The following is a 25,233-nucleotide window of genomic DNA, read 5'->3' on the forward strand; positions in this document are numbered from 1 at the left end:
GGGTCTGCTTGCGCTTGCCGGCGTACTCGGCATCGGCGAAGGTCATCTGCTTCATCGGGAAACTCGGGCAACGGGATCGGCGTATTTCACCAGATTCGGGAAGTCTTCTTCAGAATTTCCTTAAGTCGCACCTTTGATTTATGCTGGCGATAGGTGATGCTCATGGATTCAGATTTTTAAATCTACCATTTGCAAATGAGTGGTATTGAGTTTTACATGTGGATTTAATTGGAGAGGTGAAGTATTCAATGCTTTCTTCAGAGTCAATATGCTGATAGATCTGTACGTACTGCTCACATACAGAAAGCATGTTGCCAATTAGTTTTCTAGATGTTCTCTCGATGGCCTGCTCTTCATAAGATAGAACGCTTGCCAAGGGGAGTTTGTCAATGATGGTGCCGGACTTGTCGTAGGTTGATACTGTCAAAACAAGTCCATGAGAGTCATCGCCTAGAACAACTTGATGTAAGTGAAAAATTAACTTCCAGGAAATTCCATTACATTCCCCTTTGCTAAGTAGCAGGTGATTTTCTGATGATGCTTTGTTGAGTTTTATTTTTAAATTCTCAAAAGCCAGTTCTGGGGTTGGCTCAATATTGTAAATGTCTATATAGTGATCTATGGAAAAGTCTTCTCCTTTGCTACTTTTGAATATTTCATCTGTGATCTCGCAGGCTAGAGAAGTCTGGAAGGCTAGAAGAAAGACAATAGAGTATAGTGCTCTCATGGTATTACGCGATCACTAAGTGTACGGAGAGTAATTATGGTGAGATTGGGCGGAGTGAGTTATCTAGAATATTATAATTACGGCTGATTAAAAATAAATCACTCAGGGTCTGTCCCTGAGTGATTCCAGTCGCCGTGCTTCGTAATTCAGGGGCTAATTCTCTCATTTGTCTGAGAGAGCTGTTTTTTAAGAGCCCATCCTTCTATAGTTTCACCATCTTCTCTAAAGTACATTATTGATAGGAACTCATTAAATTCGGTGTAAGCCTGTACCTTGTCATTCTCAATGAGAAATATGTTTTCACCATATGAGCATTTTCTATTTGGAGCGCTGTAGAGGTAGAGCTTATCAGGCCCAGTGACTCGATATATTTGCCCTGGTGGAGTTAAGTAAGTTTCGTCTCTATACGTTGTTTCATTGACTTTGTCGCAAAAGTCGCTTGCGTAAGAGGTGGTGGAAGTTATTAAAATTGCCAGGGCTAGGGAAAGTTTGATTAAAGGTCCCATGATTTTATTATGCCTTTGAGTTTTTTTGCATACTGGCTGTCAGTGGCATAGCCTCTCTTTTGTAGCTCATCAGCCCAGAAATTTGAGTCTTTACTAGATAAGAGGTCATGATATCGTTTGTTTTGCACAAAGAAATCGGTTCTGCCTTTAATGCTGTCGTCAAATGATTGGTAAGCCATGAACTTGTCCAGTATCTTAATCCTCTTTCCATTGACTTCCTCGTGTGTCCATATCTCGACAAAGTCAGGATTTCCATGTGCTTTGATTCCAAAGAGATTGTAGCTATATTTTTTCGTATTCACATCTGTCGGTACATGTCTTCCGTAGCCAGTCTCTAGTATTGCTTGCGCTGTTGTTATCGCTGCGGGAACGCCAGAGCGCTCTTCTTCTCTTAATGCCGACTCATGTACAAGGCTGACGAAATCTTTTTTCGAGAGATTTTTTCCAATTTTTGTGGCAACCTTGTTAGTGGTTGGTCGTAAGTTGGTTATAAATGTAATAGGGTGAAAGTGGTACACCTGCTTAGGTAAGGTGACTTGCATAGCCCCTTCAAGCTCATTCCAAAATACCAAGTTATCAATTCGCTCCTTTTCATGACGAAATAGTTCGCGGGTAGAATTGAGTAAGTTGTTAATCAGTTGGATGTTTGAGTTTCCAGACTGCTTCTTAATGGTCTCATAGTTTTCTTTAAGCAAATCCTCCAGCACGTGCCATTTAGGCTCGTTGGATTTTGCCTGCCACTCGGTCGGATGGTACGCGATCAGTTTTGACCAACGCTCTCTTAGGGCTGGATCACGGAGAGCCGACTGTAGTTCTATTGGGGTGACTTTTCCATTTTTGTCACCCAATTTATCGATTTCTCTATAAAGTTCTTGAAAGAACTCTGGCATATCCTCCGGGTCCAAGAATCCGTCCGCATCTGGATTGTTTTCTTGTACAACTCGGAAGCCCAATTTTTTCCAGTCATGCTGGGTTATAACTTCTGGGCTACTCGGAGTAGATGAGTTTGGTTTTTTAACCAGACCGGATATAGTTTGAGCATTATCGTAGACCGTAACCGAATACCACTCTTGACCTTTTTCATCTTTCTGTATGGGGCATTTGTTGAGCTCAACTGCATGCTCGCGTTCTAGCCTACTAGCAGTAGAGGCTGGAAGCAGTTGATTGCTAGTTAGAATGTTCTTGTTGTGGACTTCAGTGCCTTGCGGCAGAAGAAGGTATTGTTTGCCATCTTTGATATCTGCTTCATTGCGCAGAAATTTATCCAAATTCCTATCGTCGGTGAAAATCTCAAAGTGTACTTGATGGTTGCTATTCTTACCGCCATTTATACTTGCAGGGGTTTCATATAACCCAAGATAGCTAATTGGATCGCCTGCTTTAATAGGGGTGGATACGCTGACAACTTTGTCGAACTCAGTAGGCTGAGCGGTGCTAAGTTCTAGTGTTGTGTCATCAATACAAATCCACACAAAGGCAGGGCATAGTTGACGATCCCACAAGCCTCCACTAGCGATTGAGCACTTGGCCATTGTCTTTTCCTGGCCAGCACGAACTACTTTTTTTAGTGAGTCGGTGTGGTACTCGAGGGTGCTATTCTCCGCAACAAGCCCTATTCGCTTAGACTCTTCATCGTTTGGGTTTTGAAATGCAGCGATCCGCGCCTTGGTACGAGCGATAACTTTACCTTTCCAGTAGCGCGGGCGCGTTAGCGCATGTTTAGGTATTTCATCGACGAATGACTTAGTTGGCTTATTCTCTTCGGTCATACTGAGGGCTAGCCATATAGTGTCTCCAGTACCGGCGGTTTGTTTTCCTGCCTTCCTAACAGAGCCACTGATAATTTTGGCTTGTGCGAGCTCGTAGACTGTAGCGTCTTCAGGCGTTTTTCGATGTACGGGATCTGCCGTAATTACCTCTAGAATAGATCCAGTTGAGATGTGCCCAAGTGGCTCTGAAGAGAGATTATCGCTAGATCGCACATTAAGGCCATGAGCTTTAACTTTTACCCGTCTCTTAAATGCACCTTCAGTTTCTGGGAACGCCTCAAATGGCAAGAGATGCATATAAAGACTATAAAAGGTGAGCTTGTTTCTTTCTGGCTTAACATGAGCAGATGCTTTTTGCTCGACAGGGGTAGGATTCAGAATCTTGAATATTTCATTGTTATTCTTGTCTTTAACAGGGTTTCCGTTCTTGTCGAGTGCGGCAAACCAGATAGTCTCCCCGGTAGCCCGCGTGGAAGCATGGCCATCTCTATTTGTACCTATCAACTCACCACTGATAATTTTGGCGCTGGCAAAACGATAACCACTGCGGGCTGAGTCCTGGATCTCTAAGATCTGTAATTCAGTTGCCGCGGGCATCAGCGCCTCAAAATTGCCGCTTTCTCCGAGCTTCACATCGGCGATATCACGTCCATAACGAGCGCAAGACAAGCTGATGTGGCTACCTGCCAAATTTACCTTCGGTTTCTCTTTTTTTTCTGGTGCGCGCTTGGGGGATTCATAAGTATGGCGAACTAGACAAAAAGATGTTGAATATTGCAGGTTTGTACTTTGGGTCAGCCCTTTAAACTCAGATTGCAGATAGCGTCTATTTAGGCGGTAAGCAATCACTTCTCCGTCCGCAATACAGCGTACAGGCTGATCAACTCTGCAATGAGGGACGCTTTTTTCACTGAAATGAACTCCGCCATGCCAGAAATCATGATTCCCCAATAAATAATGCCCAGTCGTTTCTTGCTCTAAAACTTTAAACAGCTCTTCGGTTTGAAAACTATTACCATCAGCCTTGCGCACGGGAAATTGATAGAGCTGATCATTGTTGCCTTCTGCCAAACCTTCTCCTGGAATGATCGCTCCAGTGGCAATATCGGATATGTAGCGGATGAACTGGTCTTTTTCCAGTTCGACGTGCACGTGAATCGCATATGTAACGGTTCCAGCAGCACCTGTTCCAGACTGAATGCCTATTGGCTGGCCGTACTCGACATAGTCGCCGTTCTTGACCTTGAAGTTTGTGCTCAGGTGAAGCACCTGCCCGATCAGCTTGCCGCCTGGGGTGTCATAGATCGATACCGTGCCATAAGCAGATTTGGTTTTTACATATCCAGAGATGGGGCAAGGAACAGGAATGTTCGCATTGCTTCCATTCACCAGTAATACGAAGTCTTTTTTTATTAAAATGCGACCGTCGGAGGTCTTGCGAATTTCCTCAAGATCGCCGTCTATGGTTTCGTAGTCCCGACCAGCTTCCTGCCCAGAAGATGGATGGTGCTTCTCTAGGTCATCGAAAGTAGTGACCGTTTGTATTGCACTGCCGACGCTCTCGACAATGCTGTATCGACTGGCTGACATAACTCTTCCTTGAATATCTCAAGCGACCAATGTGGCTGGCATTGCAATTAAATTCCGCAGCGATTTCCGAAGGTTTTAAGCTGTTGCTTCCCGGATGGTGTCTCCACCCAGAAGTCCACATGGCGGTCGTCCGACTCTCGATACTCGGAAAAATTAAACTGTTTGATGATTGAGTAGCCGGCTTGGGCCGTAGTGACCTCACTCGCAAAGCGAGCTGACTTCTCATCCGCTTCCGTTTGAATGAGCTCTATGAGCTTTCCACTCAGTTTCAGATACAGAACATCGTCGATGACAATGGCAATCGGTTTGGCAGTAGCGGTCGCTTCGTAATGGTCATTCGCGATCTGGTGTATGCAACGGTAGATTTCATCGCGTCCTGCGTGATGGTAGGCCTGCAGTGCTTCCTCATAAGAAAGTGCTTCCAGTTGGAGAGTGACCTCCTGTGCGCTGCAAGCGCTGCTGAGCAAAATGAAGGGAAACGAGGCCAAGAGAGCGCAGATGCTTGGTTTCATGTGAGGTTCCAAAATCATTCGGAGAACAGAAAGAAGGCCTGAGGGGCGCTCTCGGTGTTTGGCAGATTGTTGAGCAAGGCCTGATCCAGCAAATTCCCCGTCTTGTCCTTGTCAGCCATCCCCGGCTGCAACGGCTGTTTGAGGGCGATACCACTGCCCGAACCCGGTGCGCCGCCGGCGTTGAGTTTGGCCAGGGGGCCGACCAGGGTGATGCCGCCGGGGTCGAGTTTGATGAAGCTGCCGCCGGCCTTGAGGGTGAGTTCGACGCCGGCCTCAATGACCATCTTTTGCCCGGCCTTGAGGTGGATCTCGCGGCCGGCCTTGGTCAGCTGGGCGGTGCCGAGCTTGATGTGCTGGTTCTGGGCGATGGTCAGGTGGTCTTCGGCCTTGACCTCCACCTTGCGCTCGGCATGGGTGGTGTGGTGTTCCTCGGCCCTGAGCTCGGTGTAGCTGTTGGCCTCGACGGTGTCGTGGCGCTCGTGGCCGATGCGGATCTTCTGGTCGTGCTCGACGTTCTCGTCCCAGTCCTTCTGGGCGTGGATATAGATCTGTTCCTGGCCTTTCCTGTCTTCGATGCGCAGCTCGTTGTAGCCGCCACCGCCCGGGCTGCTCAGGGTCTTGAATACCGTGCGGGTCTTGTTTGCCGGCAGGTCGTAGGGGACCAGGTGTTCGGCGTGGTATAGGCAGCCGGTAACCAGCGGCTGGTCGGGGTCGCCTTCGAGGAAGGTGACCAGCACTTCCATGCCCACGCGCGGAATGGCGATGCCGCCGTAGCGGTCGCCGGCCCAGCTGGAGGACACGCGCAGCCAGCAGCTGGTGGTGTCGTCGGCCTGGCCCTCGCGGTCCCAGTGGAACTGCACCTTGACCCGGCCGTACTGGTCGCAGTGGATTTCTTCGCCCTTGGGGCCGGTGACCACGGCGCTCTGGCTGCCCAGCACCTTGGGTTTAGGGTGGCGCAGGGCGGGGCGGTGGAGGACATCCCAGGGGGTGGCGGTGAAGCGGTTGCGGTAGCCCTGGTGGAAGTTGTCCGAGTGGCCTGTCGCACCCTCACCCCCGGCCCCTCTCCCGGGGGGAGAGGGGAGTTGGCCGCCGCGGAAGTTGGTCACCGATTCTTCCAGCACCTGCGGTTGTTTGCCTTCGTGCAGCACTTCCTGCAGCAGCCACAGGTCGTTCCATTCGTGGCGCGGGTGTTCGGAGATTTCCAGCAGGTGGCCGGTGACCAGGCGCGGTTGGTCGCTTTCGCCCTGGGCCAGGCGGTAGTCGGCGCGGTGGCGTTCCAGGCTGCGTTGGCTGAGGTGCTTGCCGCGTGCACGCTCGGTGAAGCGGCCGGGGTAGTCGTAGTCTTCCAGGCGGGGCTCGAACTCGGCCTTGGCGCCGCACTCCATGAGCAGGCGCGGCTGCTCGAAGTCGTAGTCGCGGCGGCTGACCTGGTTGGTGCGGGTGGCCAGGCGCAGGGCGAAGCGCTTGATCACCGGTTCGTCGGCGACCATGCCGCTGTCCTGCACATAGGCGGTGGGCTGGCCGAGCTTGGGGAAGCCGGTCTGGTCGTCGCCGAACACCAGCACATGGGCCTCGGGGCCGTGCTCGAAGTGGTAGTGGATGCCTTCCTCCTCGCACAGGCGCTGGATGAAGTGCAGATCGGTCTCGTCGTACTGCACGCAGTAGTCGCGCTCGGGGTAGAGGGTCGGGCCGAGCTGGAAGCGGTAGGCGCCGCCGAGGATGCCGTGCTCCTCCAGCACCTGCGCGATGATCTGCGGCACCGTCAGGTGCTGGAAGATGCGCTGGTTGCTGCGATAGCCGAGCCAGGTCAGCTTCGGGCTAAGCGTCAGGCGGTAGCGGGTCAGGCGTTTGCCGGACTCGCCCTGACCGGCGTCGTGGATCAGGCCGTGGATGCCGCTGCCGTCCGGTGCGAAGGCGAGGAAGGCCGGCTTGCCGAGTAGCTCGGCGAGATCCAGGTCGGGGCGCTCGCTGACCAGTTCGACCTCGAAGCGGTAGGGCTGGTCGAGGGCCTCGCGGCCGCTGAACTCGAGCACCTGCAGGTCGTGTTCGACGCCGTCGAGGGTCAGGCTGAAATGGGTCTGGTTGGCGGGGTTGAACATCTGATCGTCCTTGTCGAGGTGCCGGTTCAGGCCAGGCGGTGCAGCAGGCGTGCGAGCAGCGAGGCACTCGGTTGTTGGGCACGGAAGGCGTGCAGCAACTCGGCCAGGCTGCCGCGCTGTTCGGGGTCGAAGGCCAGGGCGCGGCGCAGGGCCGGCCACAGGTTGCGCGGCAGGTCGGCGGGTGCTTCCAGCGGCAGTTCCATTGCCTGTGCCTGTTTAGCACTTTGCCGGCGGAAGGGATGTTTGCCGCTGCACAGTTCGTAGATCACGCAGGCCACCGAGTAGAGGTCGGCGCCGGCGCTGAGGGCGGCGCCGTCGAGCAGTTCGGGGGCGGCGTAGCGTGGCGTCCAGGCGGCGAAGCGGCTGCGTGCCAGGCGCGGCAGGCCCTTGAGGAAACCCTCGCGGGCCTGGCCGAGGCCGAAGTCGAACAGGCGGATGTCGTCGCCGAGCATCAGGTTGCTCGGCTTCAGGTCGCCGTGCAGCACGCCCTGGTCGTGGGCGTAGTGCAGCGCTTCCAGCAGGTCGACGGCGATGCGCTGCGCCTCGGCCCAGGGCAGGCCGCTGGGATACTGGTGCAGCACATGGTCGAGGGTATTGCCGGCGAGCAGCTCCATGGTGATGAAGGCGCGCTGGCAGGCCGGGTCCACCTCGAAGCTGTAGAAGCGCACCAGGCTGCGCTGGCTGAGCCGCGCGGTGAGGGCGAACTCGCTGTAGAGCAGGGCGCTGGCGTCCGGGTACTCGGCGAAGTCCTCGCTGAGGGTCTTCAGCGCCACCCAGGGTTGCGGCTCGCCGAACTGCTCGCGCAGCAGGTCGCGGGCGCGGTACACGGCGCCCATGCCGCCGACGCCGAGCAGGCGCTCGATCCGGTAGCGGCCGCCGAGCACCTCCGGCAGGCCTTCTGGCAGCGGGCGCGAGGCGCGCTTCGGGCTGGCCCCTGCCATCAGGGTCAGGTCGGCGCTGCAGGCCTTGGCTTCGGCGTTCATCGGTTGATCACCACGGCGCTGAGGTTGTCGCGGGCCGGGCCCAGCAGGGCCAGTTCGAACAGGCGCTGCAGGGCCAGTTGCGGGCTGGGACGCAGCAGGGCGGCGGTGAGCAGATCGTGGTCGAGGTCCTGGTAGAGGCCGTCGCTGCACAGCAGGAACACGTCGCCGGGCAGGCTCTCCAGTTCCAGGGTATCCAGCTGCAGCTCCTCGGCCGCGCCGATGGCGCGGGTCAGGGCGTGGGCGCCGGGCTGGCGCGCGGCCTCTTCCGGGCTCATGCCGCGCTCGTCGACCAGTTGCTGCAGCAGCGAGTGATCGCGGCTCAGCTGGAACAGCTGGCGCCCGCGCAGCAGGTAGGCGCGGCTGTCGCCGGCCCACAGGCAGGCGACCCGGCTGCCCTCGGCGAGCAACGCCACCACGGTGCTGCCGACCAGTAGGTCCTGGGTCTCGCCGGTCAGGGTCAGGCCCAGGCTGAGGTGGCGGTTGATGCGCTGCAGGCAGTCGCGTACGGCATCCAGGCGGTCTTCGAAGTCCAGGCCGGCGGGCAGCTCGGCCAGGCTCTCGACGATCAGGCGGCTGGCCAGGTCGCCGGCCTGGTGGCCGCCCATGCCGTCGGCGACCACCCACAGGCCCTGCTGCGGCTGGTCGAGAAAGGCGTCCTCGTTGCGCGCGCGCACCTTGCCGGTGTCGCTGCGCCCGGCGCTGCTCCAGAGGCGTTGGGCGACCTTCATCAGAGGGTCGCCGGCAGCTTGAAATGGCGCAGCAGGCTGGCATCGAAGGGGTTCGGCGAGCGCTGGCTGTGCAGCAGGTACTTGGCCTGCAGGCCGCCGAGGTTGGCTTTCACCAGCAGCACGTCGCGGCCGCTGTGCTGCTCCACCTGCATCATGTCGAGCAGGCGGAACAGTGCCCAGGGCCCGCTGTTCTTCTCGATGCCGACGCGGCGTCCACCCTGTTCCTCCAGCACCAGGCTGCTGCGCTCGCTGGCGCCCTCGGCCGGCCAGCGGAAGGCGCTGGCGACGATCGGACCGTGGCGGTATTCCAGCTGCTGGCCGCCGAACTTGAAGTCGGCGCGGTTGAGGCTGTAGTCGAGGGCGAAGGGTTCCAGCTTGAACAGCACCAGCGGCTCGGCCGGGTTCTCGGCGAAGAAGCTGCGGCGGATCACCTGGGTGCGGTTCATCTGCGCGAGGAACACCGGCGACAACGGCAGGCCCTGGCCGTCCATGCGGCGCAGCTGATACTTGCCGTCGCTGTCGCTGACGAAGGCCTTGAGGTAGCGGTCGACGAAGGCATCGGCCACGCCATCGGCCTTGAAGAACTCGCGGAAGTCGGCGATGGCCACGTCGCTCTCGCTCTTGGCGCTGAACGGATAGCGCTTGAGCAGCGACTCCTTGTAGAAGCCGTACAGCTCGTGGCGGTAGCGCTTGTTCAGGTAGCCGTAGGCGTCGTTCAGCACCAGCTGCCAGCTGTCGTCGGCCACCAGGGTCAGCCAGTTGGCCACCGGTTGCGGCAGGCGGGCGGCGCTGCCGCGCACCTGGTTGATCGCATCCGGGCGGCCCTGCATGCGCGCCTTGGCCATCTCGAAGGCGGCCTGTTCCGACGAGCTGGCGTGGGCCAGGCTGCTCAGCTGCAGCTGCAGGGCGTCCAGCGCCTGCAGGGTGGCGGCCAGTTCGGGGCCGGCGCCGCTGTTACTGTCGAGCAGTCGGTGCAGCGGTTCGAAGCGGCGTTGCAGGGCTTTGCGCGCGGTGTCCGGCAGGCTCTTGGCGACGGCATCCAGGCCCTTGCCGGCGGCCGCGGCTGCCAGCTTGCCCTTCTTGCCGAGCTTGGCCTGGGCGGCCAGGTCGTCCACCTGGTCGGCGGCGGCCGGCAGGTCGAAGCGGGTGTTGTCGCGCACTTCCACCAGCACCTGCAGCAGCGGCGAGTTGGCCGCGGTCAGCGCGGTGAGGGTGACGATGCCCTGGGCGGTATTGCCGATCGGCTCCAGGCCCAGGCGGGCCACGGCCTCGCCCCAGTAGTTGGCGTAGTCGCGGAAGTACAGCTGCTCCAGCTCGACCATCAGGCGGCCGAGGTCGCGCTCGCTGAGCTGGTTGCCCTCGCCCAGCACCCAGTTGTCTTCGAGGATGTCGCGCACCAGGCCGAGGCCCTGGGCGACGAAGTACTGTTGGTAGCCCTTCTGCGTGTACAGGCCGGGGATCGCGTAGTCGCTGCCCAGCAGCAGCGGCGCCTGGGCGCCGAGGGCCTGGGCGATGCGGTACTCGGGCAGGTTGCGCGCCTGGTCGCGAAGCATGCGGTAGACCACCTGGGCCAGCGACTCGCTGCGCAGGATCTGCCGCGCCTCGGCCACCAGGTTGTCGTTCAGCGGGTAGGCGGCGAACGGCTCGGCCAGCAGGCGCTTGAAGTGCGCGTTCAGCTGCTTCTGGGTCGGCTCGTCGCCGGCGTAGCGCAACGACCAGTCGGCGGCCAGCCAGTCCTGCAGGAAGGCCGGCTCGCGGCGTTGCTCCAGGTTGAGCATCAGGTAGGCGCGCAGGCTGCCGAGCAGCAGCTCGCGGTCGTCGCGGTTGGCGCGGATCTGGCCTTCCAGCTGACGGGCCACGCGCGGCAGCAGCTGGCTTTCCAGCTGGCGGCGGTAGGCGGCATGCACCTCGGGCTGCACGGCCGGGCCCTGGTACAGGCCGCCGCGTTCCAGCAGGCGGGCGTCGGCGGGGAACACCTGGGTGGCGGCGTAGCCGCCGCCCAGCAGCGGCAGGGCCTGCTTGGCCTCGTCCTGGGCGCTCAGGCTGTCGCCGTCGCGACCCAGCTGCAGGGCCAGTTCGCGCAGCTGTTCCAGGCGGCCGTGGTTGGCCGAGTAGCTGGCGCCCCAGAACAGGCCGAACAGCAGCAGGCAGCAGGCGGCGCCGGCGTACAGGGCGCGCTGGCGCCAGTCGATGCGGCGGATTTCCTTGTCGTCCAGGCCGGCCAGCTCGGCCTCGGGGAAGATCACCCGGCTGAGCAGCTGATGAATGAAGCGCGCGCGGCCGCTGCGGTAGGTCGGCAGGCTGCTGCCGGCCAGGCCGAGGTTGCGGCCGATACCGGTGGTGCTCGGGTCGAGCAGCTCCTGCAGCTGCGGCGCGCTGGTCAGGTAGAAGCCGCGCAGGTGGCTGGCGCGCTGGTAGCGGTTGCCGCTGAAGGCCAGTTCCACCAGCAGGCACAGACGCTCGCCGAGCTGGCCGAGCTGGTGCGGGAAGTCGAGGATATGGCCGCGGCGCTGGGTGTCGCGCTCCTGGTGCAGGCGCATGATCACCTGGCTGTTGAGGCGGCGCAGCAGTTCCTCGAACTCCTGGCGTACCACGTTGGCGTCGGTGGCCACCTGGCCCTTGCGGAAGCTGGCGCCGAGCACCTGGTCGCTTTCCTCGCGGCTCAGCTGGTCGAAGAACTCGTCGAAGCCCATGACCTTGTCGGCCTTGCTCAGCACCAGGTACACCGGCACCTCGGCGCGCAGTTCGGCGTGCAGCTCATGCAGGCGCTGGCGCAGCTGGCGGGCGAAGTTCTCCAGCTCCAGCTCGCTGGCGTAGAGCAGGGTGTCGACCGGCACGGCGACCAGCACGCCGTTGAGCGGGCGCGCGCGGCGCTTGCGCAGCAGGCTGAGCAGGGTGTGCCAGGCGCGGCTGTCCACGGCCACGTCGGGCTGGGTCAGGTAGCGGCCGGCGGTATCCAGCAGCACGGCGTGGTCGGCGAAGTACCAGTCGCAGTAGCGGGTACCGCCGACATCCTTGGTCAGGCGGCGCTCGTCGCCCTTGTTCAGCGGGAAGTCCAGGCCGGAGAACTCCAGCAGGCTGGTCTTGCCGCTGCCTTCGGCGCCGAGCAGCAGGTACCAGGGCAGCTCGTTGCGCCACTTGTCGCTGCGGCCGCGGTACAGGCTGGAGGTCTTCAGGGTGTGCAGGGCCTGCTTGAAGCGGCTCTTCAGCTCGACCTGCTCCTCGCTGATCAGGCCCTCGCGGCGCAGGCGCTCCTGGGCGTCGACGTCTTCCGCCTCGGCCTTCTTGCGCAGGTTGGCGCGCCAGCTGATGAACACGATGAACAGGCCCCAGGCGAGGAACAGCAGGCTGATGCTGACCAGGCGGCTGGCCGCCGACTCCCAGAACTTGGAGTCGGCCACCGCCAGCAGCGGGCCGACGAACCAGATCAGCAGGGCCAGCACCAGGACCAGGCACAGGCTCCAGACCCAGGTCTTGCGGAACAACGCCGCGGTTTTCTTGAGAAAGTCCTTCATCTCAGATCATCCCTGATTGCTTTGTACGGGGGCCGGGGCAAGCTCGGCCGCCTGATAGGGTTGCAGCACGGTGCCGCGCTGCTCGTGCAGCACCCAGCTGAAGCCTGCATAGAGCAGCGCCAGGCCGGCGACGGTGGCCACCGCCACCAGCCAGCCGGGGACGATGCGCACCAGCCGGCGACGGCCTTCCTTGAGGCCTTCCCAGTGCGGCGACAGCTCGCGCGGGATGTCGCCGCGCAGCTGGCGGATCTGCCGGTACAGGCTGTCGCGGATCGCCTCCAGTTCGAGCATGCCGCGCGGCAGCACGCGGTACTTGCCCTCGAAGCCGAGCGACAGGCAGATGTACATCAACTCGAGCATGGCCAGGTGCTTGACCGGGTTGCGCGACAGGTGTTCGAGCAGCTGGAAGAACTTCTCGCCGCCGAAGGTCTCGTTGTGGAAGGTCGACAGCAGGCTCATCTGCGACCAGGCGCTCTCGTTGCCCCAGGGCGTGGTCACCACCGCCTCGTCGACCACGGTGCACAGCACGTAGCGCGCGGCCATCACCTGGCCGCCGTCGACGCCTTCCTGCAGGGCGCGGTGTTCGAACAGCTTGATCGCCACGTTGAGGCGCTCGTTGAGCGCGTCGAAGTTTTCCGGGTTGGCGTTGGTCTTCAGCCGCACCACTTCCGAGAGCAGCAGCGCGCTGGCCGCCACCAGCGGGTTGAAGCTGATATTGAAGACTTCCGCCGGGCGCATGCGCGCGGCGTAGACCATGCGCTCTTCGAGCTGCTCGAAGCGCGGCGTGTTGAAGTCGGTGAGCGGGCCGCGCGGGGCGGCGCCTTCTCCCTGGCGGCTGAGGACGACGGTGGTGTCCTGTGCTTCCCTGATCATGTTCAGCTCCTGATCGCCCAGAATTTCAGTTCAAGCCCGGCGAAGTCGCCGGACACGTGGAAGGCAAAGCCGCCGGAGCTTTCCAGTTGCGCCAGTTCCTCGGCGCTGAACTCCAGGGCGAAGTAGGTCTTGCCGGCGTGGAAGGGAATCTGCCGCGGCGCCACCGGCAGCGGTTTGACCTTGATCCCCGGCAGGTGCAGGTTGACCAACTGGCGGATGCGCTCCACGGCGCCGATCTTCAGGTGCGCCGGCAGGCGCTTGCGCAGCTCCTCGGACTCGCACTGGGCATTGGCGGCGAGGATGAAGGTGGCGCTGCCGAGCAGCTTGTGGTCCTGCAGCGGCGAGACCTGGATGCCGTACTGGCGCTGCTGCAGCGGCAGCTCGATGGCGTGCTGCTCCAGCACCATGGACAGCACCTGGCGCAGCGCCTCCATCAGCTTGCGGAAGCTGCCGGCCTGGTCGTTGTGCAGGTAGCGGCCGTCCAGGCGCGGGCGCTTGTGGTCGGCGGCGAAGGTGGCCAGCTCGCCGTGCAGGCCGACCAGCTCGCGGTACAGCAGCTCCGGGTGCATCTGCTCCAGCGACAGGTAGTGGCGCAGCTGCGGCTCGTAGCGGTTGACCAGCTGCAGCATCAGGAAGTCGCCGACTTCGGTATTGCCCAGCTTGCCGGCGGCGCGCACCCGCTCGGCGAGGATGTCGCCACGGTGGCCGAGCAGGCTGATCACTTCCTTGAGGCAGGACAGCAGGTAGCTGGAGGCCTGGGTATGCAGAAAGGTCGGCGTGAAATCTTGATCGAGGCTGATCACTCCGTCCGGGCTGGTGTCGAAGATTTCCGCGACCTTGAGGCTGACGAAGGCCTGGCCGCTCTGCTGCTCGCCGAGCAGCAGGCGGAAGTCCGGGCGGCCGCAGCTGACCTGGCTGACGGTGGCGTCGCCGGCGTTGGAGTCGGCCACTTCCAGGTCATGGGCGCGGTAGCGCGCCAGCACGTCCTGCTGCTCGCTGCGGCGGCTCTCGATATGGTTGCCGGTGACCAGCGGCAGGGCCAGGTACACCGGGGTGGCCGCGGTGTTCGGCGGCACGTCGAGGGCCAGCGGTTCGCGGCTGGCGTCCAGCTCGAACAGGCTGCCGTCCGGCAGCACGCCGCTGGCCTGGCTGAGCACCAGCTTGCCCATGCCGAGGAACTGGCGGTCGATCTCCAGGCTGAAGAAGCCCCAGGGATAGATGTCCTGCAGGCGCGAGCGTGACTTGAGCTGGTGCTCGAAGTAGCGATCGTTCTGCTGGAAGTGCTGCGGGCGCAGGAGCATCCCTTCCTGCCAGACAACCTTGAGCATTTCCATTGCTCAGTCCTCTTGCTTGAGCGGCGCGATGCCGTGTTTTTCCAGGCGCACACCGGCCCGGTTGATTTCCTGCTCCTGCAGGCTGACGACGAAGCGCCAGCTGGCTTCCGGCAGGTCGCGGTAGGCGGCGATGACGCCGACGTAGCGGCTGCCCGGCTGCACCGAGAGCTTCAGTTCGCGCTCCTCGCCGGGGCGCACTTCCAGCTCCTCGAAGCTGACCAGGTCCGGCATCAGCGATTCCTTCGGGCGCTGGTAGAGGGAGAAGAAGTCGCTGTTGCTGAACGACGAGGGGTTCTTCAGTTCCAGCAGGCGCACGACGATCGGTGAGGGCCGGCCGTGCAGGTCCGGGTTGAGGTCTTCGCTGGCCTGCAATTTCAGGTCGAGCTTGGTCACGTCGGAGTAGGGCGACAGGCTGGAGCAGCCGCCGAGTGCGGCGAGCAGACTGAGCAGGCTAAGGCTGATAAGACGGCGCATGGCATTCATCCTTGCTTCTTAGGAAGGCTGGTAATCGGTGTTGAGGGTGGCGATCAGGCGTACCTGTTCTTCGTAGGTCTTGGCGAAGTCGCGGGCGAACAGGCGCTGGCTCCAGTCGTCGTCCTTCTCCAGCGCGCGGAAGTGGCGCTGGTAGGCGCGCCAGCGGCTGCCCGCGGTGGCGATTAGCGGCTTGCGATCCTGCTCGAAGCGCAGGGCGAGCTGCTCCGGGGCGAACTGCTCGAACAGGCCCTGCACCGCCGTGCGGCTGGCGGCATACAGCGCCACCTGGTGCGCCTGCAGGTCGCGGAAGGCGCGGCCGACAGCCTGTTCGGCCGGCAGCTGGCCGGGCTTGTTGCCGCGCAGCAGGGCGCCGAGGGTCTCGCCGGCGTCGCCGACCTGCTTGAGCGGGTTGTTGCCGGCGCTCTGCACTGTGGTTAGGGCCAGGCGCAGTTCGTTCTTCAGCTCGCTGCGGGTGCGCAGGCTCTGCTGCAGGCCGGCCACGCTCTGCTTGAGCAGGCGTGCGGCTTGCACCGCCAGGGCCTCGCGGGCCTCGGCATCGAGGTCGTCGACTTTCACCCCCAGGGCCTCGCCGAAGCGTTGCCAGAAGCCCTCGGCCAGCGGCTCGGCAGGCGGCGCGGCCGGGCGCGGTTGCGGGCGGGGCGCAATCACCGGCTCGGGCTCGACGTCCTGCACCAGCTCGGGCACCAGCAGGCTTTCCATGTCGATGCGCGCGTACTGGGTGCGCGCCTGCTCTTCCTCGGGCGCCTGCACCAGGCCGGCGAACTCGTCCAGCTGGCTGTAGCCGCGCTGACGCTGCTCCAGGGCGGCGATGGGGTCGAGGTCGAGGAAGGCGTCGTCGGGGATGATGCTGCCGGCGTGCTGGCGCTGGCCGATGCTGTCCTCGAACTGCGCCGGGTCCTGCAGCACGCGGGCGCGGATCTCCAGCTCGCCGAGGCAGTACACGCTGCCGTGCTCGATGCGTTGCGGCTCGCCCTTGGGCAGGCGCGCGCCGCTGTCCTTGAGGGTCACGCCGTTGCTGCTGGTGTCGGTCAGGTAGAAGTGACCGTCGGCGTAGCTGACCTGGGCGTGGCGGTTGGAGAGGATGCGCTTGCTGTCCGGGATGGCCCAGTCGCAGTCCTCGCCACGGCCGATCACGCCGCCGGCCTTGAGGAAGCTCTTGCTGGTCAGCAGGCCCGGGGCGTACTGCTGGGCGCTGACGATGTCGAATACCAGTTCCATGGTAGGGGCTCCTTGCGCTCAGTCGTCGCGCTGTTGCACTTGCGAGTCGCCCAGCGGGCGGTAGTCGTCGTCGCTGGACTTGTAGTTGCCGTTGCAGCCGGCCAGGCCGAGCAGGGCGGCGAGCAGGGTGAGGGTCAGTAGGCGGTGGGACATCGCGGGTTCTCCACGGGCGGTGACGGATGGGAAATTCATGGTGGCCTCAGACATCGGCCTGGCTGATCTGCAGCCGGCTCATGCGGTACAGCAGGGTGCGGCGCGGCAGGCCCAGTTCGCGGGCGGCCTGGCTCTGGTTGCCGCGGTTCTTGCGCAGGCAGTCGAGCAGCAGGTTGCGTTCGACCTGCTCCATGCGTTCGCGCAGGTTCATCGCGCTGTCGGTGTCGCCGAGGCCGGCCGGGTGCAGGTTGAAGTGCTCGGGCAGCAGTTCGCCGCCTTCGCACAGCAGCACGGCACGCTCTACTAACCCCTTCAACTCGCGCACATTGCCGGGGAAGGCGTAGCCGGCCAGGTGGTCCAGCGCCGCCTCGGACCAGCGGCACGGCTGGCGCTGCAGGAAGGCGCTGGCCTGCTCGGCGAAGTGCCGGGCCAGCTGCAGGATGTCCTCGGCGCGGGCGCGCAGCGGCGGCAGCTCGATGGGGAAGTGCGACAGGCGATAGAACAGGTCTTCGCGAAAGCGCCCTTCCTCGACCAGGGCGCGCAGATCGCGGTGAGTGGCGGCGACGATGCGCACGTCGACTTTGTGCGTCTGCGTGCTGCCCAGCGGGCGTACCTCGCCCTCCTGCAGCACGCGCAGCAGCTTGGCCTGCAGGGCCAGGGGCATGTCGCCGATCTCGTCGAGGAACAGGGTGCCGCCGTCGGCGGCGTCGAACAGGCCCTTGCGGTCGCGCTCGGCGCCGGTGAAGGCGCCCTTGCGGTAGCCGAACAGCTCGCTCTCCAGCAGGTTCTCCGGCAGCGAGGCGCAGTTCTGCACGATGAAGGCCTGGCTGCGGCGGAAGCCGCAGTCGTGGATGGCACGGGCGACCAGTTCCTTGCCGGTGCCGGTCTCGCCGGTCAGCAGCACGCTGGTGGGGTTGTGCAGCACCTTGCCGATCAGCTGATACACGCCGCGCATGGCCGGGCTGGTGCCGATCAGGCCGTAGTCGCTGGGCAGTGCCGGGCTGATCGGCTCGGGCAGGCTGGCCCGGGGCGCGCGTAGGCGCTGCAGCAGCTGGTGCTGGGCCAGGGCGAAGGTGCCCAGGCTGGCCAGCGAGGCGGCGAAGCCTTCCAGGTCGCGGGTGCCGCTGGCGGCCACCAGCAGCAGGCCGGCGACCCGCGCCTGCTCGTCCTGCAGCGGCAGGCACAGCAGGCTGCGCCAGGGCTTGTCGATCACCGGCAGGAAGCTGGTCTCGTGCAGGCTGGGGTCGAGGCTGGCCAGGCTCAGCGGGCGGTTCTGGCACAGGCAGTACTGCAGCAGCTGCTCGCCGTCGTAGTCGCTGGGCAGGCTGGCCTCGTGCTCGGCGAGCTGGCCGTCCAGCCACTCGGCGGCCAGGGTCAGGCACGTGTGGGTGCTGTCCAGCAGGTACAGCTGGGCCAAACGGCAGCCGCTCAGCTGCGCCGCCGCTTCGGCCAGGGCCGCCGGCAGGCGTTCGGCGCCGGCCAGCCGGGCCAGGTGGGTGAACTGCTGCAGCAGCTGCTCGGCATAGGCCAGCGGCTGGGCGATCTGCCCCAGCAGTGGCGCGGCCTCGGGGATGCGCTCAGGCAAACTCACAGCTCAGCGCTCCTTCGCCGTCCAGGGTGGCGTGCACGCGGGTGATGTGGCTGCCGCTGGCCATGGCATCCAGCAGGCGGTCGGCGATCTGCGGCAGCAGGCTCTGCTCCAGCAGCTGGTCGATCAGCCGCGCGCCGCTGTCGCTGCGGGTGCAGCGCTCGGCCAAGTGCTCGATCAGCGCCGGGCTGTGGCTGAACTCCAGACGGCGTTTGCCCAGGCGCTGGCCGAGGCGCTGCAGCTTGAGCTCGATCAGCTCGCGCAGCACGCTGCCTGCCACCGGGTAGTAGGGCACCACGCGCATGCGCGCCAGCAGCGCCGGCTTGAAGTGGCGGCTGAGGGTCGGGCGGATCGCCTCTTCCAGCTGCTCCACCGGCGGCCGTTGCTCGCCCGCGCAGTGCGCCTCGATCTGCTCGCTGGCCAGGTTGGAGGTGAGCAGGATCAGGCAGTTGCGGAAGTTGATCTCGCGGCCTTCGCCGTCGTTGGCCACGCCCTTGTCGAAGATCTGGTAGAAGACGTTCATCACGTCCGGGTCGGCCTTCTCCACCTCGTCGAGGAGGATCACCGAGTAGGGCTTCTGCCGCACCGCCTCGGTGAGCATGCCGCCTTCGCCGTAGCCGACGTAGCCGGGCGGCGCGCCGATCAGGCGGGAGACGGTGTGCTTCTCCTGGAACTCGGACATGTTGATGGTGGTGAGGAAGCGCTCGCCGCCGTACAGCAGATCGGCCAGGGCCAGGGCGGTCTCGGTCTTGCCCACGCCGCTGGGACCGACCAGGAGAAACACCCCGGCCGGCGCGTCTTCCTTGTTCAGCCCGGCGGCGCTGGCGCGCATGGCGCGGTCGAGCACCTGCACCGCCTGCTCCTGGCCGCGCACGCGGGCGCGCAGGTCGCTGGCGAAGCTGGCTACCTTGGCATTGTGCTCGCGGGCCAGCTGGCTCAGCGGCACGCCGGTCCAGTGGCTGATCACCTCGGCCACCAGGCGCGGGCAGACTTCGAAGCTGACCAGGCGCTCGGCGGCCTGGGCATCGCCGAGTTCGGCCTGCACATCGCGCAGCTGGCCTTCCAGCGCGGCCAGTTCGTCCTGATTGTCGCTCGCGCGTGCTTCGGCGCACTGCTGGCGCAGTTCCAGTAAGCGCTCGGCCAGCTGGCGCTGGGCGCTCCAGCGCGCCTCGATCTGCTCCAGCTCCATGGCGGCTTCGGTCAGGCGCTGTTCCAGGGCGGCCAGGGCCGCTTCGTCGATGCCCAGGCCGGCCTGCAGGTCGCGGCGCAGGGCCAGGCGCTGGCGCTCGCCTTCGGCCAGCTCGCCGCGCAGGCGCTCCAGAGCCTGCGGCGCGGCGGCCAGGCTGATGCGTACGCGGGCGCAGGCGGTGTCGAGCACATCCACCGCCTTGTCCGGCAGCTGACGGCCGGCCAGGTAGCGGGCGGACAGCTCGGCGGCGGCCACCACCGCGTCGTCGCGCAGGTAGATGCCGTGGCTCTTCTCGTACACCGGGGCCAGGCCGCGGAGGATGGTCACCGCCTCCTCGACCGTCGGCTCGTGCAGCTGCACCGGCTGGAAGCGCCGGGCCAGGGCCGGGTCCTTCTCGAAGTACTTCTTGTATTCGCTCCAGGTGGTGGCGGCGATGGTGCGCAGCTCGCCACGGGCCAGGGCCGGCTTGAGCAGGTTGGCGGCGTCCGAGCCGCCGGCCTGGGCGCCGGCGCCGATCAGGGTGTGCGCCTCGTCGATAAACAGGATGGTCGGCTTGGCCGCGCCCTTCACCTCGTCGATCACCCCCTGCAGGCGCCGCTCGAACTCGCCCTTGACGCTGGCGCCGGCCTGCAGCAGGCCCATGTCCAGGCACAGTAGCTCGACGCCCTTGAGCACGTCCGGCACTTCGCCGGCGGCGATGCGCAGGGCCAGGCCCTCGACTATGGCGCTCTTGCCGACACCGGCCTCGCCGACCACGATCGGGTTGTTCTTCCGCCGCCGGGCGAGGATGTCGATCATCTGGCGGATGGCGTCGTCGCGGCACAGCACCGGGTCGAGCTTGCCGTCGCGGGCGCGCTGGGTGAAGTTGTGGGTGAAGCGCTGCAGGTTGGATTCGCCCGGCGCCACCGGCTTGCCGGCGGCGGCCTGCGGCTGCTGGCTCAGGGCGAAGTCGCGCAGGCGCTCGGCGTCGATCCTGGCCAGCAGCGGCTGGTAGCGCGTGCCGGCGTAGCGCATGGGGTTGCGCAGCAGGGCCAGGAGCAGTGCGGCCTGCTCGATCTGGCTCTGGCCCAGTTCCAGGTTGGCCACCAGCAGGGCGTCCTGCAGCCACTGCACCAGTTCGGCGGAGAACACCGGGTTGCGCGACTCGCTGGCCTCGCCGCGTGGCTGCAGGGTGGCGGCCAGCTCGCCGGCGTCCACCTCGGCGTCCTGCAGGGCGCGGGCCAGCAGGCCGCCCTGGCGCTCCAGCAGGCCGAGCAGCAGGTCTTCGACCAGGATCTTGCTGCCGCCACGCTGCAGGCAGCGTTCGGCGGCGGCTTCCAGTTCGCGGCGGGTCTCGGCGTCCAGTGCCTGGACCAGCTGTTGAAGGTCGACGTTGATCATCGTTCTCTCTTTCCCTAGTGAGTCTTGCTGCCGATGGTGACCACACCGTCGGCCTGTTCGTGGCCCAGCCAACTGGTCCAGCCCAGGTGGCAGGGGTTGTCTGCGCCGATGCGCAGCTCGCGGATTTCCTCGTGGCGCAGGGCCAGACGGATGTCGTAGTCGAGCGGGTCGCGCAGGGTGAAGCGCACCAGCGCGCAGAGCGGCTGGTAGCCGCTGCCGATCGGCAGGAATTCGTGGAAGCGTTCCCAGCTCAGCTGGCGGATATGGATGCGGAACTTGCCGCCGCGGTCGCGCACCGCCTCGCCCAGCACCAGGCTCTCGCCCAGCTGGCTGTTGGCCAGGCCGAGGCGGTTGCGTTGCTCACTGATGATCTCGACGCGGCGCTCGACGCACTGCTCGATGCGCAGGTCGGCATGCTTGAAGTAGTAGCGCAGCACCGCCTCGATCAGCGCCGCCGAGTGGGCGCGCAGGCTGAGCAGGCCGAGGTAGGGCAGCAGGCGGCGCCAGTTGAGGTCCTCACTGGCGCGCAGGCGCTCGCCGCCGAGGCCGATCAGGGCGAACAGGCGTGCCGAGAACAGGTCGCGGGCACCGCTTTCGTAGTGCGCGTAGTAGCGGTACTTGCGCCAGATCGGCAGCAGCAGGCGCTGCAGGCGGTCGTTGAACAGGTCGAGGAAGTCGCGGGTGGTGTTGCCGTCCGGGCCGTCGCCCAGCGCCTGTTCGCTGTAGAAGGCCGGCAGCGGCGAGCCGGCGCCGAACAGGCCGACCAGATTAATGCGCAGGCGCGCGCGCAGCTCGCCCCGTTCCTCGAAGAACTCCAAGCGATCCGTGTCGCTGCCGGGGAAGCCCAGGCTGGGGTTGGCCTGGAATTCCAGGCGCTCGTACAGCGCCTCCTCATCCAGCTCGGGATGGGCGGTGCGCAGGCGTTCCAGCACCCGCAGCACACCCTGGAACAGGCTGTATTCGCGGATGCCCCGGCTGAGTCGGTTAAGAGCATGCTCAAAGTCTGCTGCGCGTCGGCCAGGCGGCGTTGAAGTCGAACTCAGAATGCTCATTTACACCTCGTAAACTGCGCTTCTTCGTCCGACTTCGCCTTGCCTGGCTCTAGCTCGCATGCCTTTGAACATGGTCTTAGAGCAGGGGCTGTTGCCCCATGCGCGGCGTCCATTGGTACACCTCTCCCTGTGTGCTCCTGACGCGCAGCTCGTGGTAGCTGTTGAGGCTGGCGTAGAGGGCGAAAAATTCATTGAGCACCGAGGCGAACAGGAACAGATCCCCTTCGCCCAGGTAGCCGTCCTGGTCCATGGTCAGTTCGGTGCGCACGCCGCGAATCGGCAGACCGCGATGCAGGCGGTCGACGTGCTGGTGGGCAATCTTCTTCAGGCCGCCGAGCATGCGCTGGCTGACCTTGAGCGCGTGCTGGTCGTAGTGGCGTGGCAGGTCGTAGGTCTCCAGGATCACCTTGAGCGCCTCGACGTCGGCCAGCGACAGGTAGTTCAGCGACATGTTGGAGATCAGCTTCCACAGGTAGTCGCGGTGCAGCGGCGGCGCGTAGCTCGGCGTCACCGCGCCGATATTGCGGAAGGTGAGGAACTCCGGCGTGTCCTCGCTGGGCAGGCAGATATCGCCGGGCTTGAGCTGGCGCGCCAGGCTCTGGTTGGTGCAGGTCAGCTCGATGGACAGGGTCTCCTGCGCTTCGCCGTTGCGCGCGCCGAAGCTCAGCCAGGTCTCCAGGCCGTCGCCGAGCAGCGAGGGTTGCTGGCGCACGCTGTAGTGCGCGCGTGCGCGTGGCTGGTCGAAACTGGTGTCGTGCTCGAACGACTCGAACGGCACGTACTCCTCGTAGCCCATGCCGCCCGGTTTCCAGCCGGTCACCCGGTCCACCGAGAACACCCCGCAGTGCCGTGGGTCGAGCTCGGCCGGCAGCAGCAGGTACTGGTCCTGCTTGCCGTCCAGGCGAATCGGGATGGCGTCGTGGGCGAACAGGTTGACCACCGGGGTGCAGTACAGGCGCACGTTGTCCAGGGTCGGGCGGATGCGCTGCAGGCCGGTCTTGCGGATATCGAAGCGCAGCTCCAGACCTCGGGCGCGCTCCAGCACCTGTTCCGGCTGGCGGGCGATGGCGTCCAGGCCCTTGAGGTCGACGAACAGGAACTTGTCCTGGAAGGCGAAGTATTCCTGCAGGTGGCGGTAGCCGCGGAAGGTGTTGTGCGGGTAGGGGATCAGCGCCTGTTCCTCGTTGAAGCCGACCGCCTCCACCTGATTGGCCGCCAGGCCGATGCTCGGCAGCGGCAGGCCGTAATCGTCGGTCAGCGCCTGGCCCTGTTCGTCCAGCAACACCAGCTGGATGCCACTGAGGTGACGCAGCAGGCCGAGATAGAGCAGCTGGGCGATATAGCGCTCGCCGGCCAGGTGCAGGCGCAGGCTGCTCAGGCCGATCTCGCCCAGGTGGCCGTCGGCGCTCATCGCCAGGCGCAGGCTGAGCAGGGCGCCGTCACCCTTCACCGAGTAGTCCAGCCCGCTCAGCGCCAGCGGCAGCACCTCGCTGGCATAGGCGGTGCGGAAGCTGCAGGTCACGCCCTCGACGGCCTTGGCCTCCACCGGCGTATGCCGTGGCACCTGCAGCGCCGGGCCGGGGCGCTTGAGCGGGTCGAACTGCAGCATGCTGAACGCCGGCAGCGGGCGCATGTAGTTGGGCCACAGCAGGTGCATGAGCGAATGGGTCAGCTCCGGCAGCTCGTCGTCGAGCTTCTGCCGCAGGCGTCCGGTGAGAAAGGCGAAGCCTTCCAGCAAGCGCTCCACATCCGGATCGCGCCCGGCCTGGCCGAGAAACGGCGCCAGCGCCGGGCTGCGCTCGGAGAAGCGCTTGCCCAGCTGGCGCAGGGCGGAGAGTTCGCTTTGGTAGTGGTGGTTGAAGGACATCAGATTTGGTCCCCGTCGATGCCATTGAACGCGCACTGAAGGCGAACGTATTCGCGCCAGTCTTCCGGGTGCCGGGTGTCAGCAAGCCATTCGGCGCGCTGTTGCGGACCGAGGCTGAGCCAGTAGGGCCACCAGCATTGCTGCCACCAGTGTTCGAGGTTGCCCTGCAGGCTGCCGAGCCCTCCGGCGTCAACTTCCGGGAATACTTCCCAAGGGTTCGGCGGTATTTGGTCGTGAGGATTGAAGGGCATTAGTGGGCCTGCTCCTTGGCCGATTCGATGCAGCGCCAGAGACCCTCTGTGGAGTCTTCTTGCGAGATTGCGATGTGCTTCGGCTGCAGCGTGATGGGCGGCAGTTTGATTGGCGTCGAGGAGCACCAATGCATGTTCATCCAGATGCAGTGGCGCGTTTGGTAGCCGGGGGCGCTGATCGACAGCGTGGTGCCGCAGCGCGGTGTATCGGCCAGCAGGGTGAACAGGCGATAGTCGTTGTGCTCGACGAAGGCGAACCGCCCCTCTGAGTCGCTGAGAGTTTCGTAGCGCCAGGATTCGTCGCTGCCGATATCCAGTTCCACCCTGGCGCCCGCCACTGCCCGACCCGTTTCGGCGGACAGCACCCGGCCCTCGATGGCCGGGTTGCGGGTGACCGAGTGGGGGGTAGGGCACGCAGGCACCAAGGGTCGATAGCGCTACAAGCAGAAGGGGCACGCCCATCTTCCCCTGTCTAGGCAATTCGAGCTGACTGTGCTGGTTGAAGGTCATGGCGTCAGTTCTCGATGACCCGGTAAGGGGTATTGCTGATGAACAGGTTCAACCAGCTGTCTTGCCACTCCGGCACGCCGATCTCGAAGGTCCGCTGCTGCTTGTCGAAGTCGAACCAAACAATGCCTACGGTGCTGTCATCTTCGTGCGAGCGCATGTCCGTGTAGTGCTTGTCGTAAAGCGGCGAGCGGAAGCTGGAAGCCGGTGCCTGGGTGTCGATGACACGGATGTATGCGAGGTCGCTCCAAGGGGCGAGCGAGACGTTTTGCACAATGAATCTGCCGCTAGGGCTGTACACCGAGACTTTCGATTCGCGATGGAGAGCGGCTTGAACTGCGCCGACACAGGCGACCAGCACTGCAGCCAGCAGCAGCGCTGGAGCGATCCGGTCGGGAGTCTGCACTTGGGAGCGGGTGCTCATTGGACTCGATGAAACTTCCATGTTCATGGGCATAGTTGAGTTGAAGATATCTTCCAGATATCGACGGTATTTCCTGGGTTGCCAATCGTTGTTTCTTCAAGAGCGGCGATAAATTCTGATTTTTTTAGTGTTATCTTTCTTTGATTTGCGGATATTTCCAGTTTATAAGTATCAGGAAAGCTATTTATCAAGTCATCGCTAAAGGAAATATAAGAAAGCACCTCTGTGGTTTCGCCTGGCTGCAGTGTTTTGACAAGATGCAGAGGTGTCTTGGCATTCGAATATTCGTTAACGTCAATACCAATCGCGTATGAGCATTTATTATGGAAATCTACGATATGCACGTACCAGTCTTGGCTTGTACAGCCCGTCATCAGCATCGTCGCTAATATTCCAAGTAGTCTATTCATTGCTGTAAGAGCCGATAACCACGTATTAGGCTGGAGCCTGGTTAAGAAAATAAGTACCGATGG

The 25,233-nt window shown here is 63.1% G+C and carries 21 protein-coding genes; all 21 read right to left on the reverse strand.

What is annotated here, in order from left to right:
* Window positions 1–160 precede the first annotated feature (160 nt).
* The 21 genes from AAFN46_RS18745 to AAFN46_RS18845 all read right to left on the reverse strand — a co-directional run bounded on the left by AAFN46_RS18745 (window position 161) and on the right by AAFN46_RS18845 (window position 25,104).
* Entirely contained in the window at window positions 161–727 is a 567-nt protein-coding gene (locus tag AAFN46_RS18745; protein WP_347810212.1) for a hypothetical protein, read from the reverse strand.
* Window positions 728–873: 146 nt separating this feature from the next.
* Complete coding sequence (locus AAFN46_RS18750) at window positions 874–1,233, reverse strand: hypothetical protein (RefSeq protein ID WP_347810213.1); 360 nt, start codon at window positions 1,231–1,233, stop codon at window positions 874–876.
* On the reverse strand, window positions 1,221–4,592 hold the full coding sequence (locus AAFN46_RS18755) for a glucosaminidase domain-containing protein (RefSeq protein ID WP_347810214.1): 3,372 nt from the start codon (window positions 4,590–4,592) through the stop codon (window positions 1,221–1,223). The genes AAFN46_RS18750 and AAFN46_RS18755 overlap by 13 nt, the downstream gene beginning before the upstream one ends.
* Window positions 4,593–4,639: 47 nt before the next feature.
* Entirely contained in the window at window positions 4,640–5,104 is a 465-nt protein-coding gene (locus AAFN46_RS18760; RefSeq protein WP_347810215.1) for a hypothetical protein, read from the reverse strand.
* Between the two features lie 14 nt (window positions 5,105–5,118).
* On the reverse strand, window positions 5,119–7,203 hold the full coding sequence (gene tssI, locus AAFN46_RS18765; RefSeq protein WP_347810216.1) for a type VI secretion system tip protein TssI/VgrG: 2,085 nt from the start codon (window positions 7,201–7,203) through the stop codon (window positions 5,119–5,121).
* A 26-nt stretch (window positions 7,204–7,229) separates the two neighbouring features.
* Complete coding sequence (locus AAFN46_RS18770; RefSeq protein ID WP_347810217.1) at window positions 7,230–8,186, reverse strand: serine/threonine-protein kinase; 957 nt, start codon at window positions 8,184–8,186, stop codon at window positions 7,230–7,232.
* Window positions 8,183–8,914: a PP2C family serine/threonine-protein phosphatase gene (locus tag AAFN46_RS18775; protein ID WP_347810218.1), complete on the reverse strand. Its 732-nt coding sequence runs from the start codon at window positions 8,912–8,914 to the stop codon at window positions 8,183–8,185. The genes AAFN46_RS18770 and AAFN46_RS18775 overlap by 4 nt, the downstream gene beginning before the upstream one ends.
* Window positions 8,914–12,429, reverse strand: a complete 3,516-nt coding sequence (gene tssM, locus AAFN46_RS18780) for a type VI secretion system membrane subunit TssM (protein ID WP_347810219.1) — start codon at window positions 12,427–12,429, stop codon at window positions 8,914–8,916. Before tssM ends, AAFN46_RS18775 begins: the two co-directional genes overlap by 1 nt.
* A gap of 6 nt (window positions 12,430–12,435) precedes the next feature.
* Window positions 12,436–13,302, reverse strand: a complete 867-nt coding sequence (icmH, locus tag AAFN46_RS18785) for a type IVB secretion system protein IcmH/DotU (RefSeq protein WP_347810220.1) — start codon at window positions 13,300–13,302, stop codon at window positions 12,436–12,438.
* Window positions 13,303–13,304: 2 nt separating this feature from the next.
* On the reverse strand, window positions 13,305–14,636 hold the full coding sequence (gene tssK, locus AAFN46_RS18790; protein ID WP_347810221.1) for a type VI secretion system baseplate subunit TssK: 1,332 nt from the start codon (window positions 14,634–14,636) through the stop codon (window positions 13,305–13,307).
* Between the two features lie 3 nt (window positions 14,637–14,639).
* Window positions 14,640–15,110, reverse strand: coding sequence for a type VI secretion system lipoprotein TssJ (gene tssJ, locus AAFN46_RS18795; protein WP_347810222.1), 471 nt, complete (start codon window positions 15,108–15,110; stop codon window positions 14,640–14,642).
* An 18-nt stretch (window positions 15,111–15,128) separates the two neighbouring features.
* A complete protein-coding gene (gene tagH / locus AAFN46_RS18800) occupies window positions 15,129–16,349 on the reverse strand; it encodes a type VI secretion system-associated FHA domain protein TagH (protein ID WP_347810223.1) in 1,221 nt (406 codons plus the stop codon).
* Window positions 16,350–16,367: 18 nt separating this feature from the next.
* Entirely contained in the window at window positions 16,368–16,502 is a 135-nt protein-coding gene (locus AAFN46_RS18805) for a type VI secretion protein (RefSeq protein ID WP_277691979.1), read from the reverse strand.
* Between the two features lie 46 nt (window positions 16,503–16,548).
* Window positions 16,549–18,057: a sigma 54-interacting transcriptional regulator gene (locus AAFN46_RS18810; protein ID WP_347810279.1), complete on the reverse strand. Its 1,509-nt coding sequence runs from the start codon at window positions 18,055–18,057 to the stop codon at window positions 16,549–16,551.
* Between the two features lie 22 nt (window positions 18,058–18,079).
* On the reverse strand, window positions 18,080–20,659 hold the full coding sequence (gene tssH, locus AAFN46_RS18815; RefSeq protein ID WP_347810224.1) for a type VI secretion system ATPase TssH: 2,580 nt from the start codon (window positions 20,657–20,659) through the stop codon (window positions 18,080–18,082).
* Window positions 20,660–20,673: 14 nt separating this feature from the next.
* Window positions 20,674–21,711, reverse strand: a complete 1,038-nt coding sequence (tssG, locus tag AAFN46_RS18820; RefSeq protein WP_347810225.1) for a type VI secretion system baseplate subunit TssG — start codon at window positions 21,709–21,711, stop codon at window positions 20,674–20,676.
* A gap of 76 nt (window positions 21,712–21,787) precedes the next feature.
* Entirely contained in the window at window positions 21,788–23,578 is a 1,791-nt protein-coding gene (gene tssF / locus AAFN46_RS18825; protein WP_347810226.1) for a type VI secretion system baseplate subunit TssF, read from the reverse strand.
* Window positions 23,578–23,829: a hypothetical protein gene (locus tag AAFN46_RS18830; protein WP_347810227.1), complete on the reverse strand. Its 252-nt coding sequence runs from the start codon at window positions 23,827–23,829 to the stop codon at window positions 23,578–23,580. The genes tssF and AAFN46_RS18830 overlap by 1 nt, the downstream gene beginning before the upstream one ends.
* Window positions 23,829–24,194 carry a carboxypeptidase-like regulatory domain-containing protein gene (locus AAFN46_RS18835; RefSeq protein WP_347810228.1) on the reverse strand — a complete coding sequence of 122 codons (366 nt, stop codon included), beginning with the start codon at window positions 24,192–24,194 and terminating at the stop codon, window positions 23,829–23,831. The genes AAFN46_RS18830 and AAFN46_RS18835 overlap by 1 nt, the downstream gene beginning before the upstream one ends.
* Before the next feature lie 149 nt (window positions 24,195–24,343).
* Complete coding sequence (locus tag AAFN46_RS18840; protein ID WP_347810229.1) at window positions 24,344–24,760, reverse strand: hypothetical protein; 417 nt, start codon at window positions 24,758–24,760, stop codon at window positions 24,344–24,346.
* Between the two features lie 23 nt (window positions 24,761–24,783).
* Window positions 24,784–25,104, reverse strand: a complete 321-nt coding sequence (locus AAFN46_RS18845; RefSeq protein WP_347810230.1) for a hypothetical protein — start codon at window positions 25,102–25,104, stop codon at window positions 24,784–24,786.
* Window positions 25,105–25,233: the final 129 nt, after the last annotated feature.

The organism is Pseudomonas sp. CAU 1711, from assembly GCF_039888625.1.
Classification (GTDB): Bacteria; Pseudomonadota; Gammaproteobacteria; order Pseudomonadales; family Pseudomonadaceae; genus Aquipseudomonas.

Coding starts and splice junctions, on each gene's coding strand:
- AAFN46_RS18745 (WP_347810212.1), bottom strand. CDS start 727: ATGAGAGCACTATACTCTATTGTCTTTCTTCTAGCCTTCCAGACTTCT.
- AAFN46_RS18830 (WP_347810227.1), bottom strand. CDS start 23,829: ATGCCCTTCAATCCTCACGACCAAATACCGCCGAACCCTTGGGAAGTA.
- tssJ (WP_347810222.1), bottom strand. CDS start 15,110: ATGCGCCGTCTTATCAGCCTTAGCCTGCTCAGTCTGCTCGCCGCACTC.
- tssH (WP_347810224.1), bottom strand. CDS start 20,659: ATGATCAACGTCGACCTTCAACAGCTGGTCCAGGCACTGGACGCCGAG.
- AAFN46_RS18760 (WP_347810215.1), bottom strand. CDS start 5,104: ATGAAACCAAGCATCTGCGCTCTCTTGGCCTCGTTTCCCTTCATTTTG.
- AAFN46_RS18805 (WP_277691979.1), bottom strand. CDS start 16,502: ATGTCCCACCGCCTACTGACCCTCACCCTGCTCGCCGCCCTGCTCGGC.
- AAFN46_RS18840 (WP_347810229.1), bottom strand. CDS start 24,760: ATGAGCACCCGCTCCCAAGTGCAGACTCCCGACCGGATCGCTCCAGCG.
- tagH (WP_347810223.1), bottom strand. CDS start 16,349: ATGGAACTGGTATTCGACATCGTCAGCGCCCAGCAGTACGCCCCGGGC.
- tssM (WP_347810219.1), bottom strand. CDS start 12,429: ATGAAGGACTTTCTCAAGAAAACCGCGGCGTTGTTCCGCAAGACCTGG.
- tssF (WP_347810226.1), bottom strand. CDS start 23,578: ATGTCCTTCAACCACCACTACCAAAGCGAACTCTCCGCCCTGCGCCAG.
- tssG (WP_347810225.1), bottom strand. CDS start 21,711: ATGAGCATTCTGAGTTCGACTTCAACGCCGCCTGGCCGACGCGCAGCA.
- tssK (WP_347810221.1), bottom strand. CDS start 14,636: ATGGAAATGCTCAAGGTTGTCTGGCAGGAAGGGATGCTCCTGCGCCCG.
- icmH (WP_347810220.1), bottom strand. CDS start 13,302: ATGATCAGGGAAGCACAGGACACCACCGTCGTCCTCAGCCGCCAGGGA.
- AAFN46_RS18775 (WP_347810218.1), bottom strand. CDS start 8,914: ATGAAGGTCGCCCAACGCCTCTGGAGCAGCGCCGGGCGCAGCGACACC.
- AAFN46_RS18770 (WP_347810217.1), bottom strand. CDS start 8,186: ATGAACGCCGAAGCCAAGGCCTGCAGCGCCGACCTGACCCTGATGGCA.
- AAFN46_RS18755 (WP_347810214.1), bottom strand. CDS start 4,592: ATGTCAGCCAGTCGATACAGCATTGTCGAGAGCGTCGGCAGTGCAATA.
- AAFN46_RS18750 (WP_347810213.1), bottom strand. CDS start 1,233: ATGGGACCTTTAATCAAACTTTCCCTAGCCCTGGCAATTTTAATAACT.
- tssI (WP_347810216.1), bottom strand. CDS start 7,203: ATGTTCAACCCCGCCAACCAGACCCATTTCAGCCTGACCCTCGACGGC.